Origin of the sequence: Bacteroides sp. 3_1_13, assembly GCF_001185845.1 — a bacterium.
Lineage (GTDB): Bacteria > Bacteroidota > Bacteroidia > Bacteroidales > Bacteroidaceae > Bacteroides > Bacteroides xylanisolvens.
On record NZ_KQ236955.1, the window covers coordinates 2,856,029 to 2,868,954 of the forward strand.

Consider the following 12,926-nt stretch of genomic DNA (forward strand, 5'->3'; position numbering starts at 1 on the left):
ATTTTCTATTTATTCCTCTTTCAGATGGGAAGTGCAAATCAGCTGTTTGGCAGCGTTATCCGGGTTGTTGTCATCATAGAAATTCCAGTCTCTTTCCAGTCTTTTGGCTACATCAATTCCTGCTGTATAATAGAGATATTTGTTCTTTGCTACATCAAGAATACCGTAAGTAAGAATATCCTTTTCTTTTCCTTCTTTATCTGTATAGACGCTTTTTACTAATAATATCTTATATTTTCCATCTTCCCGAACACAGTATTCTTTATTGGCTTCCAACGTATATGTGCCGGAAACATCTGTCACATTGGAGGCGGCAGCGTCCATTTCTACAACAATTTGTTTGGGCTCTCCGGTAGTCGGAGTGTCTTTTGAGTCGTCATTGCAGGCAAACAGCAAAACAACGAATAGTAATTTAAGTAATTTCATCTTTGTATTTTTATTGTTTTTTGATTCTTTTCCTGGTGTGAATGTGTTTAATCAGAATTGTCAATTATGCAAATATACAACTTTCACATGATAAAAAAACAGTAATAGATAAAATCTTGTGTTCCATATTATTATCTGTAGTTGCATAATTTAGTCTAAAGAGAATGAAAAGTTGTTTTAGATGATTGAAATCTCATAGAAAATGCTAACTTTGTAACGATGAAGAAGTAAAAAAATGATGTTGATATAGTGTATTTATAGCTTTCCGGAAGTAGATATCTGACGATAAATTATATTAATCCCATAAATATAAATTAGAATGGAAGAAGCTAGAAAAAAGAAATGGGCTAGTGTGGCGCTGATTATCGGAGCTATTGGTTTTATCATTATTATGATTTACTTTACAGTTATTTCAAGTCTCAACATGTAAAACAGATCATTATGGCATTGAAAAATTGAAGCTTGGACATTTCGTTTGAATCTGTCCAAGCTTGTTTTTTGTGGTTCTGAATGAGATTGACCGGTAATCTGGCAATGCCTCTTCTTTAGCTTCTTGAAACCTGAAGTCCCTTGTCAGAAAGCGTCATTTCTACAAAACGAGCGCGTGGGTTGGGAGCTTGTTCTGTCAATATCCGTCGGATCTGTCCGGCTGCTTGAGGGTCTTTGGCTACCATATATAAATAACCGCCGCCGCCTGCGCCGGGGAGTTTGTATCCTAGGGTATAATCTTTGATTTTCTCGATAATGGCTGCTACTGCCGGCGGATTGGTTCCGCAATCTAATGCCTGGTTTTGTATCCAGGTTTTGCCGACCAATCGACCGAAACTATCGAAGTTGCTGCGCAGGATAGCTTCACTCATATCCATTGCATGGGCTTTCATCTCGGCTAGCAAACTTAGATGTGGACCGGAATTGAGGAACATGGAACTGACGATTTCTGCCAGAATACTTTTGGCAGTACGGGTAATTCCTGTATAATATAACAGATGACAGTCGCGGTAGTCAGGATGAATAAAGAGTTGATCGGGCAACCAACGCACTAATGGATGTTGTTCGAAACCTGCTTCGGATTGTAGTAGTTTAATGCCGGAAAAAACACCGCCATATTGATCCTGCCAACCTCCTCCCGTGGTCAGTAGTTGTTCCAATACTAATGTGTAACTGCATATATCATTCTTATCCCAAGCCAGTCCGCAGAAATCATTGATTGCTCCGAGCACGGTGGAGGCCAGAATGGAACTGGTACCTAACCCCGAGCCAGCAGGAATAGCAGCCAACAGGGTAATTTCAATTCCTGAACCGAAAGCTTCCAGTTGTTTGGCTAAAGAAGGGTAGGATTCTGTTGAGAATGCCGGTGCGAAGCCTGCCAATGTTAGGGCAGCTTTGGGGATAGAAAATGGAGAACCCACCTTTTTGTAATCTTGCAGTTCCTCGTAATTTCGTATCACTTCCATTGCGCCCATATCAATGGAGCGAAGGGTAATATGATATTCTTTGCAAGGTTTAACGTATACTTGCAGCGGCGGTTGGCCGTTCAGTTCGATGGCAAGATTGACAACGCTTCCTCCTGAATAAAGAGAGTAGGGAGGGGTGTCCGTCCATCCTCCTGCCACATCAATGCGTACAGGGCTGCGGCTCCATACAATCTGATCGGAATAAACGTTGAGTGTGGGATGACTTTTACGTTCGTTCATCACTCCCAATAAACCGTCGCGGAGCAGTTGGAAGGCTGCCTGTTCTTCTTTTGCGCAATCTTTGTCTTCACGTAGTTTCATGATGCGTGCGCGAAGCATCCGGTTGTGTATCCGTAGCATGGGTGCGGCATCTTCTTGCAGGACATCGGGAGTATCCAGATTAAAACGTACAAATTCGTTTGCGGCATCCAGTAAGTCAAGTTGATAGAATACGCTTTTTTCATAATTAGCCGCCAGTCCTTTCCAGTTCTCTTTACGGAAAGCATTGCGCTGTTCATAAAGACGCTTGAGGTTGGCGCCTGCCGAGATTTCGTCGGCAGAAACTTTCTCTGCTTTCAGCCAACGTTTTTTCCCTTCTTCCAGTTGGGGCTCCGATGTCATCCAGCGCACTAATATGCCTAAATCTTCAACAGAAGTTACTTTGGGGAAGATAGATGCTGATTGTAAATCATCGGTGCGTCCTTTTATATCCTCCCAGGTAATTCCTCTTTCTTCCATCCAGCGGGTGAAAGGGATATTAAGATAGGTAGTCGTTGATTTGTCTAACGCTCCTTTGAACACATCATCCAAGCCATACGGACGTGCAACAAAGTCATTGTCGCCGATAGGGATAATGTCGATGCAGACTCCATCCGGCAAGTTGATGTTCCATTGATTTTCGGGAACTCCTGTTATTATTTGGCGGGAACCCAGTTTCCAGCCTTTTCCCACATGGCTATTCTCAATCCATAAGTTGGCATTGTCTGCAGAAAGAGAAACTTGTGTAATAGAGTTCTGGATAAAGATAGCCGGATTCGGTTTTACTTTCCGGTGCATGATCCTTCTTTGATCGCGTACCTTGTCTTGTATGGCTAAAGTAGAAGAAATCAGTTCATGGCTTGTGCCATAATGATAGAATTCTCCACCGGGCAAAGGCAATATGGCTACGGATAACTGATTGATTTCTTCATCTTCCGTTTTGGGATGCTCTCCCAAAGCCAAGCCGTAGTCCGAGTATAAGTCATAATAATTAATATCATTGGTTCCTTCTTTTAATGACCGTTTCATCAATACTTCGATGGCGCGGTCACTCAAAATCCAGATACCGATGTCCATCAGGAAAAGATGAGTTTTCGATAATCCTTCTAATTCTTCAAGAGAAGGTTTCTGTAACATGAAGTCGAGAACCTCCGGCTTTTTCCGGTCGGAAACAAATACACCATGATGGGTTGCCAAGGAAGGATTTACCCATAAGCCGTAGCACACTACGTCTGCATTCGGAATATCCTGAAGTGGCTTTTCCGAACGGATATATACATCTCCGCTTGCGATCAGCGTATTCAGACCGGCCGGAGCCTGATTCATAATCCTTTCATAGAGCGGGAGCTGCAATGATAATAGATTCTGTCCGAGTTTTTGTCCTCTTTCCCAACTGAAGATCGGGATCGGAGTCAATATTTTGCCGGAAGGTCCGTAGCTGGGCAGGCGACGGCTTTGTCCGCCTGCATGGAGCAATATTCTTTTTTCATCTCCTATCCAGTTGCCGAAAGATTTTTGTGGCGCGAATGCCTGATGGCAGGCTTGCAATAACCATGTCGTTCCGCCGCCGGAGCCTAGTTTGCTCCCAATGGGGTCTGATGTACAAAACCAATCGGTATGGTTGACTTCTTCCAGTTCGTGGAAGCAATGGATCAAATTGGGTGGTAGGGATAATAACTTTTGCATAGTAGAATCTGCGTTGGCTTAGATGGAATCTAAGCGAATTAAACTCCTGTAAAAATACGATTTATATTCCTTCTTTTCAATGTTTTTCTCCTGTTTTGAAGAATAAATTATCTTTTCAGCTTTTAGGTGTTCTTTTCAAACAGCGTATCCCAATGGTCGCTTAGTGCTTGCATGGATGGCAGTAGCAGATCGGCTCCGGCATCCAGCAATACTTGTCCGTCCAAAGGACCTGTATTTACAGCTATTGTAAAGATACCCGCATTGTGTCCGGCTTCCACTCCTAACGGAGCGTTCTCTACTACGATGGCTTCATCAGCTTTAAGTCCGCCTTTTTTCAATGCCATCAGATACGGTTCGGGATTGGGCTTACCATATTTTACATCGAACGCTGTAACCATCAATTCTTTACGAAACATTCCCGGATAGTTGTGCTCCAACCGTTCGAGCAGGGATAGTTGGCCGGAACCAGTGACCACCATCGGAATCAGTCCATCCTTTTTTACTTTTTGTAGCAACTCCCATGCACCGGGCATACGTTTTGCTTCGGGATACGAATTGAACAAAACACTTTTCTCCTGATAGATACTTTCTATTTCTTCTTGGGTAGCTTCTCTACCCAGTTCACGTTGGAAAACAATATTAATAGTGGAGGCTCCTGTCCGTCCTTCGTGCATATATGCTTCTTCGCGGCTAAGAGTGAGTCCGTGAGATTTCATTACTGTATGCCAGGCTTCCGAATGATAGGGCATAGAGTCAAAAAGTACGCCGTCCATGTCAAACAGGACGGCTTTCAGTTTCTTTTTCATACTTTGGTACGTTGCAGAATCTTTTTAAGATGATATTTTATTTTTTTATGAGCATTTTCTTCAGATCAGACACGGGAATAACCACATCGTGTTGCTTGCCGGATTCCTTGCCAATATATCTGTACATTATGTTTTTGTTGTTATTCACGCAGGTTTTGATGAATAACTGGGTGGCCGGATCAGTCTGACTTGCCAGCATTGATACAATACTCTCTTTCACTTCTGCTGCATTTTCTTTAATCTGGCTGATGGGAGACAATTCTTCGTCCACACTGCATATATAAACAACCGATTCGCCTATGACTTCGATCTTTTCGACCATGACTTCTTCACTGGCTTTCATTGGAAATTGCAGATTCGCTATTTTCAACTGTGCTTCAAGCTTTGTTTGTTCGCTTTGTGCCGGGTTGACGTTTGTATTAAGAACTTCTTTCAATTCTTCGGAGGTCAGCTCGCAAGTTGCTTGTTCGCCCGACTTATTGCCCACAAATATCATGTATAATCCAGAATTACACTCGGTCATCAGCTTAAGCATCTGTTTAACATCTGCCGCCGGATTTTGAAACATCATTTTGATAGATGATTTCATGATTTCCGGATTGTCTTTCAACATTTTTATATCGGTAATCTCTTCGTTCATGTTCAGTGTGTACACTACGTTATTCCCGTCGTAGATGATACTGGTGATCTTACCGACTTCCCCCATGTCCAATGGACACTGTTTGTTGGCTACCGCGATCACTGTTTTGAGTTTGGCTTCCTGGCAACCGGTCATTACGAGCATTAGCAATGATATGCTACATAATAATATGAATCCACTAGATTTCTTTAATAAATTTCCTGTCATTCTATTTGTTTTTTTAGTTTGATTCGCTTAATCTACAACTGTATACGAGGCAAAGATAACGATAAAAAACGAGAGATAAGTTAGAACGGGGAGATAGTTTAGTGATTAGTTGTCATGTGGTATGTACTATCAACTCTTGTCGCGCAGACTGCTCGCCACTACTAAATTGTGGCGTATTACTTGTATAATTATTTGTTGTTTAGAAGAATATGTGTATTTTTGTAACGTTATAAACTCGACGATAGCATGAAAAAGAGAGTATTATTGTTGCTACCATTGTTTTTAGGCGCCTGCTCTGATAGCGGGGAAAGTCCTGTTATCAAGATAGAAAAGCTTTATGCAAAGGTTGAATCGGATGATGAGAATTCCAGTTCCGGTGAAAAAGACTATGCAAATCAGAGGGACGAACTGCCGGCCTTGAAGGTGGGAGATGAAGTGAAAGCTCTTCTGCTTTTGGATGGAAATGGAGCTGAACTGAAAACCTTTAGACTTCAGAATGATGATGAAGTGGATACTAAACTCATCTTTGAGAAAACAGAAGTATCTACAGAGGGAAATCTGACAGATGTGGAAAAGGGACAGCTTCGTTTTAAGGATGGTGTGTCAAAAGCTAAAATTATGGTGATTGCGACCATCAAACAAGTAGATAAGAACGGCGATGTAAAATTAGAGTTCTATCTTTCTTCCAAAGCCGAATGTGAAGGAGCACAGGAAGAAATCGGTTTGAAGACGAAAGCGGAGGATGATAAGTGAAAATTGACGAGTGGTAGCAACTAACAAAGTAAGTCGGTAAATTGTAACTAAATAGCGACATTTAGGAATGCCTCCATTTTGGATTTCAATGAATAATGAACGGTGAACAAATCCATGCATATAGCATAGTTGTTCACCGTTCATTGTTTATAGTTCACCGTTTATAAAAACGTTCTTGATTACAGTTTTGCACGGATTGCTTTAGATTCTTCTTCATACCCCGGTTTGTCAAGCAACGCAAACATATTCTTTTTGTATGCTTCCACACCCGGTTGGTTGAATGGATTCACGCCTAACAAGTAACCGCTGATACCGCAAGCCTTTTCGAAGAAATAGAGCAGACCACCGATGTTGTATTCGCTCAATTCCGGAAGTACGATGCGCATATTAGGTACACCACCGTCTACGTGAGCCAACTGTGTTCCCAATTCGGCCATCTTGTTCACTTCGTCCACACGTTTGCCGGCTAAGAAATTCAAGCCGTCCAGATTTGCTTCATCAGAAGGAACTTCCAGTTTGTGGTTAACCTTCTCTACTGAAATCACCGTTTCAAAGATAGAACGTTCGCCTTCCTGAATCCATTGACCCATAGAGTGGAGGTCTGTTGAGAAATCTACCGATGCAGGGAAGATACCTTTATTGTCTTTTCCTTCAGATTCTCCGTAAAGCTGTTTCCACCATTCGCTTACATAGTGCAGTTTTGGGCAGAAGTTAACGAGGATTTCGATCTTCTTACCATTTCTGTACAACTCATTGCGGGTAGCAGCGTAGATAGCAGCAGGGTTTTCAGCAAATGCAACGTCCGAACCACATACTTTTTCCATGTCGGCAGCACCGGCAACCAGTTTGTCGATATCGAATCCGGCCACTGCAATAGGCAGCAAACCAACCGGAGTCAGGACAGAGAAACGTCCGCCTACGTTATCGGGGATGATGAATGTTTTGTATCCTTCTTTGTCGGCTGTTACACGGGCAGCACCTTTCTTGGCATCCGTCACGGCAACGATTACTTTCTTTGCAGTTTCTTTGCCGCGCTGATCTTCACATTGCTTCTTCAGCAAACGGAAAGCAAGAGCTGTTTCAGTAGTAGTTCCTGATTTAGAGATATTGATGACACCGAATTTCTTGTCTTTCAGATATTCAGTCAGTTCGTACAGATAATCTTCGCTGATATTGTGTCCTGCATAGATCATGACAGGAGCTGTTTTCTTTTCCTGCAACCAAGTGAAGCTGTTAGACAAAGCTTCGATGACGGCACGGGCACCCAGATAGCTACCACCGATACCGGCTACGATTACTACTTCACAATTGTCTCTTAATACTTTTGCAGTAGCGTTCAGGTCGGCCAGGTGTTCTTTAGTGATAGAAGAAGGCAAATGCAACCATCCTAAAAAGTCGTTACCTTTGCCTGTACCTTTTTCAAGCATTTCCTGTGCGGCTTTTACTTCAGCTTCGTAAGCAAAAACCTTTTCTTTGGAGATGAATCCAAATGTTTTTTCAATGTTTAAACTAATCATATATTTTAAGTATTAAGTTTTAAGTATTAAGTATTAGTCATCAAGTATGGATTGTCAAGTATGAGTACCTGCGGGTAATACTTAAATGCCTAATACTTAATACTTAATATTTTTTTATCTAAAAGAGTCAGTCAACAGTTTAATCTCGATCATTGGTGAGATACGTTCGTACAGAATGTTGTACACTGCGTCCAGTATCGGCATATTGACATGATGATGCTTATTGATTTCTTTGATACATTTTGTACCATAGTAACCTTCCGCAATCATTTCCATTTCAATTTGCGCACTCTTAACGGAATACCCTTTACCTATCATCGTTCCGAAAGTTCGGTTGCGGCTGAAGTTGGAGTAACCGGTCACCAATAAATCCCCCAGATAAACAGATTCATCCACGTTTCTGTTCAACGGATGCACCGTATTCAAGAAACGGTTCATTTCCTGAATGGCGTTGGAGATCAGTACAGCCTGGAAGTTGTCGCCATATTTCAGACCGCTACAGATACCGGCAGCGATGGCATATACGTTTTTGAGTACCGAACTATATTCGATACCCGCTACGTCATCACTGACAGATGTTTTGATGAAGCTGCTTCCCAAACGACGTGCGAAGATACGTGCTTTGTCTTTGTCAGGGCAGGCGATAGTCAGGTAGGAGAGGCGTTCCAAGGCTACTTCTTCTGCGTGGCAGGGACCTGCAAGGACTGCTATATTTTCTGGTGGTACACCATATTCTTTTGTGAAGTATTCCGATACAATAACGTTGTCATCGGGTACGATTCCTTTGATAGCGGTGATGATAAACTTATCTTTTATCTTGGTTTTCAGTTTTTTCAGATGCGCCTTCAGATAAGGAGAGGGAGTGACGAAGATCAGTGTATCCGATTCTTTCACCACATCGTTGATGTTGGAACTGAATGAGATGCGTTTTGTATCAAATTTCACTCCTGTCAGATAAGCCGGATTGTGCCCTAATCGTTTAAAATCGGCAATGCGGTCGTCTCGCCGCATATACCAATTGATAGAGTCTTCTTGGGCCAGACACATCTTTGCGATGGCTGTAGCCCAACTTCCTCCGCCCATTATCGCTATCTTGCCGGGTAATTTCATTTGTATGGATTTGGATGAAGAACTTATTAAATTTTCTGTATCCACTCAGTTACGTCGTTTACCGACGGATTGGTCAGTTCTAATTTATATTTCTTGTTAATGCCACAGATGTCCTGGTGCAACTTCTGCGGATTGACATCTTTCATGTCAGCTACAGTGTTGTAACCGGCTTTTTGGATCACCGGAACCCAGTCTTCTGCGATTCCCAATTCCATATATTTAGCGGCAGCGTCTTTTTTCACTACTTTTTCCGGACGCATTTGCGGGAAGAATAATACTTCCTGAATAGTGGTCTGTCCGGTCATTAACATTACCAGGCGGTCGATACCGATACCGATACCCGATGTAGGAGGCATACCATATTGTAAAGCGCGCAAGAAGTCCTGATCGATAATCATCGCTTCATCGTCTCCCTTGTCGGCCAAACGCATCTGCTCTTTGAAACGTTCTTCCTGATCCAACGGGTCATTCAATTCCGAGTAAGCATTAGCCAGCTCTTTACCGTTCACCATTAACTCGAAACGTTCGGTCAGTCCCGGTTTAGAACGATGCATCTTGGTCAGCGGAGACATTTCAACCGGATAATCGGTGATGAAAGTTGGCTGGATATACGTACCTTCGCAGAATTCTCCGAAGATTTCATCAATCAGCTTGCCTTTACCCATTGTCTCGTCGATTTCCTCCATTTTCAGTTCCTTGCAAACTTGGCGGATTTCTTCTTCGCTCTTGCCGTTCAGGTCGTATCCTGTCTTTTCTTTGATAGCATCCAGGATAGGCAGGCGGCGGTAAGGAGCTTTGAAACTGATCGTTTTTCCGTCAACAACGCTTTCCGTACAGCCGTTTACAGCGATACAGATACGTTCCAGCAGTTTTTCGGTGAAATTCATCATCCAGTTGTAATCCTTGTACTGAACATAAAGTTCCATACAGGTAAATTCCGGATTGTGAGTTTTATCCATGCCCTCGTTACGGAAGTTCTTACCTATTTCATATACACCTTCAAAACCACCTACGATCAGTCGTTTCAGATAAAGCTCTGTTGCGATACGTAGGTAAAGGTCTATATCCAATGAGTTATGGTGAGTGATGAACGGGCGTGCACTGGCTCCACCGGCAATAGATTGCAGGATAGGAGTTTCCACTTCCGTGTAACCAGCCTCATCCAAAACGTTGCGCAATGTTTTCACTACAGTGGCGCGTTTCAGGAATGTTTCTTTGATGCCGTCATTTACTACCAGGTCAACATAGCGTTGGCGATAACGGAGTTCGGGATCTTCAAAAGAGTCGTAAGCTACTCCGTCTTTGTATTTAACGATTGGCAACGGTTTAATAGACTTTGCAAGTACAGTCAGTTTCTTTGCATGGATACTGATTTCACCCATTTGTGTGCGGAACACGAAACCTTCGATACCGATAAAGTCACCTAAGTCGAGCAGGCGTTTGAATACAGCGTTGTACAGTTCTTTGTCTTCTCCCGGACAGATATCATCGCGGGTGATATACACCTGGATGCGACCTTTAGAGTCCTGCAATTCAACGAAAGAGGCTTTACCCATCACGCGGCGGCTCATGATACGACCGGCTACGGAAACCTGGCGTGGCTCTTCGTCGTCTTTAAATTCAGCTTTAATATCTGTAGAGAAAGCATTGGTTACATACTCTGCTGCAGGGTATGGATCAATACCCATTGCACGAAGCTCATTCAGACTGTTACGTCGAATAATTTCCTGTTCACTTAGTTCTAATATATTCATTTCGTTACGTATTAACTCAATTTTGTGGGCAAAAATACGAAACTTTTCTCATATATCCTGTAATCCGTCTCTTTTTTGTATCTTTGCACCCTCAAACTAATAGGTATGACAGGACAAAAGACACCCACTGCGTTGGGTACGGAAAAGATTGGAAAGCTTTTGATGCAGTATGCCATTCCGGCAATTATCGCCATGACGGCGTCTTCTCTTTATAATATGGTAGATAGTATTTTCATTGGTCATGGAGTAGGGGCGATGGCTATCTCCGGGTTGGCATTAACCTTTCCGCTAATGAATCTTGCCGCGGCTTTCGGCTCTTTGGTGGGGGTAGGTGCGGCTACATTGGTTTCGGTGAAATTGGGACAGAAAGATTACGATACCGCACAGCGGGTACTTGGCAATGTACTGGTATTGAATATTATCATCGGGCTTGCCTTTACAGTCGTCACATTGTTGTTTCTCGACCCTATTCTTTATTTCTTCGGTGGTAGTGATGCTACGGTAGGTTATGCCCGCGATTATATGGTTGTTATCTTGTTGGGTAATGTCGTCACCCACCTTTATTTAGGTCTGAATGCTGTACTGCGTTCGGCGGGACATCCGCAGAAGGCGATGTATGCCACGATTGCTACGGTAGTGATTAACACAATACTCGACCCTGTTTTTATTTATGGCTTTGGTTGGGGAATACAAGGAGCGGCAATCGCTACCATTACTGCACAGGTGATCGCATTGGCATGGCAGTTCAAGCTATTTTCTAATAGAGAGGAACTGTTACATTTTCATAAAGGTATTTTCCGGTTAAAAAAGAAGATTGTGTTTGATTCTTTAGCAATTGGTATGGCTCCTTTTCTGATGAATCTGGCAGCTTGTTTTATCGTGATTTTGATTAATAAGGGGTTGAAACAGTATGGAGGTGATTTAGCTATTGGAGCTTTTGGAATTGTCAACCGCCTGGTATTCCTTTTTGTCATGATTGTGATGGGATTGAATCAGGGGATGCAGCCCATTGCCGGGTATAATTATGGTGCCAAGCAATATCCCCGTGTGACGAAAGTCTTGAAAATTACGATTTATGTAGCCACCCTTATCACTACTATCGGTTTCTTGATGGGGATGCTGATACCTGATTTGGCAGTTTCTATTTTCACCACGGATGAAGAACTGGTTCGTATTTCTGCTAAAGGACTGCGTATTGTGGTCATGTTCTTTCCCATTGTCGGTTTTCAGATGGTGACTTCCAACTTTTTTCAGAGTATAGGTATGGCAAGCAAGGCTATATTCTTGTCTGTCTCCCGTCAGGTTCTAATTCTGATACCTTGTCTGCTGATCCTTCCACACTTCTACGGACAACTAGGAGTTTGGATCAGTATGCCGATTTCCGACCTGATAGCAAGTATGATTGCCGGAACGATGCTTTGGTATCAGTTTCGCCAGTTCTCATTATCGAGTAATTTAAAACATTAAAAAAGAAAATATGATAACTTCACAAATGTCCTACGAGGAATTGGCGAATGAAGTAGCAAAGGATTATATGGACGTGAGCATAATCATGCGGAAAAAAATGCCGGATGCTCTAAAATATTTCCGCAGGCAAAGCAAATTTCCGATGTTTCTTTTCTCTACAGTCACTTCACCCAGGAAGAACAAATGGATTTTGATATTCTTCGCCAAGAGTAAGCGACGTTTGAAACAGTATGTTGATAGTTTTCTTGTTTGTGTTAGAGAAACAGATCATGGTAAGTATGTTTATCGATACGATTTACCGGCTAAAGAAGGTTCTCTCCCCGGTGTGACTTTTTATCCACCTCATTTTTTTAGCAGATATGCTCTACGGATGGGATTGGAACTCACCGGAGAAGATCTGATAAAAAGATATTTTAAAACGAACACTGCTATGCACTATAATGCCGATCATTTATTCTTGAGTGAAGAAGAAATGAAAGATTTGCTGAATCCTGTGTGGTACACTAGTCCGGATGGTATTTCGCTCGGATCGGCTACGATGGTGTCCGGCATGGAACTTTTTATCTGCAAGACTTTCGTTCCCTGGAATATGTGTAAAAGGGATCAACTGATAACGTGTGGAAAAGAGGAAATGTTTCGATTGCAAGAAGATCTTGCGCTGGATACTCATGAGGAGGACGTTGTGAGTCAATCAGAGAATCATAAGATTGTTGAAGAGTTTGCACGGATGATAATGGAACTTATAGAGAAGGCTGGTTAAACTAGTCAACCATCATCAGGGAAGTACTAATGCAATCTTCCTGAAATAATCGGTTGGTAACAAAGGTAGTGTTGGGTAGTCGTTTTTA

Annotated in this window: 9 protein-coding genes and 1 pseudogene; 3 read left to right on the forward strand and 7 right to left on the reverse strand. The window is 42.4% G+C overall.

Translation table 11 applies throughout. From position 1 onward, the window contains the following. Positions 1–9: 9 nt before the first annotated feature. From HMPREF9009_RS10385 to HMPREF9009_RS10400, 4 genes and pseudogenes are all read right to left on the reverse strand, one after another. Complete coding sequence (locus HMPREF9009_RS10385; protein ID WP_049702073.1) at positions 10–426, reverse strand: hypothetical protein; 417 nt, start codon at positions 424–426, stop codon at positions 10–12. A gap of 545 nt (positions 427–971) precedes the next feature. Next, positions 972–3,827: pseudogene (locus HMPREF9009_RS10390) on the reverse strand (bifunctional fucokinase/fucose-1-phosphate guanylyltransferase); the annotation flags it as partial. A 119-nt stretch (positions 3,828–3,946) separates the two neighbouring features. After that, a complete protein-coding gene (locus HMPREF9009_RS10395; RefSeq protein WP_004299374.1) occupies positions 3,947–4,630 on the reverse strand; it encodes an HAD family hydrolase in 684 nt (227 codons plus the stop codon). 37 nt (positions 4,631–4,667) lie between these two features. Then, positions 4,668–5,477, reverse strand: coding sequence for a hypothetical protein (locus HMPREF9009_RS10400; protein WP_049702075.1), 810 nt, complete (start codon positions 5,475–5,477; stop codon positions 4,668–4,670). A gap of 246 nt (positions 5,478–5,723) precedes the next feature. On the opposite strand from HMPREF9009_RS10400, the gene HMPREF9009_RS10405 reads away from it, so the two are divergent. Continuing rightward, positions 5,724–6,230, forward strand: a complete 507-nt coding sequence (locus HMPREF9009_RS10405) for a DUF5035 domain-containing protein (RefSeq protein WP_049702076.1) — start codon at positions 5,724–5,726, stop codon at positions 6,228–6,230. Positions 6,231–6,409: 179 nt separating this feature from the next. Here HMPREF9009_RS10405 and HMPREF9009_RS10410 read toward each other — a convergent pair whose 3' ends face one another. The 3 genes from HMPREF9009_RS10410 to lysS all read right to left on the reverse strand — a co-directional run bounded on the left by HMPREF9009_RS10410 (position 6,410) and on the right by lysS (position 10,611). Next, positions 6,410–7,747 carry a glucose-6-phosphate isomerase gene (locus HMPREF9009_RS10410; protein WP_004299377.1) on the reverse strand — a complete coding sequence of 446 codons (1,338 nt, stop codon included), beginning with the start codon at positions 7,745–7,747 and terminating at the stop codon, positions 6,410–6,412. Between the two features lie 114 nt (positions 7,748–7,861). Then, positions 7,862–8,857: an NAD(P)H-dependent glycerol-3-phosphate dehydrogenase gene (locus tag HMPREF9009_RS10415; protein WP_008024959.1), complete on the reverse strand. Its 996-nt coding sequence runs from the start codon at positions 8,855–8,857 to the stop codon at positions 7,862–7,864. Positions 8,858–8,883: 26 nt separating this feature from the next. Continuing rightward, complete coding sequence (gene lysS / locus HMPREF9009_RS10420; RefSeq protein WP_049702077.1) at positions 8,884–10,611, reverse strand: lysine--tRNA ligase; 1,728 nt, start codon at positions 10,609–10,611, stop codon at positions 8,884–8,886. A gap of 75 nt (positions 10,612–10,686) precedes the next feature. On the opposite strand from lysS, the gene HMPREF9009_RS10425 reads away from it, so the two are divergent. Further along, on the forward strand, positions 10,687–12,078 hold the full coding sequence (locus tag HMPREF9009_RS10425; RefSeq protein ID WP_008024957.1) for an MATE family efflux transporter: 1,392 nt from the start codon (positions 10,687–10,689) through the stop codon (positions 12,076–12,078). Positions 12,079–12,088: 10 nt separating this feature from the next. Next, positions 12,089–12,838, forward strand: coding sequence for a hypothetical protein (locus tag HMPREF9009_RS10430; protein ID WP_049702079.1), 750 nt, complete (start codon positions 12,089–12,091; stop codon positions 12,836–12,838). Positions 12,839–12,926 lie beyond the last annotated feature (88 nt).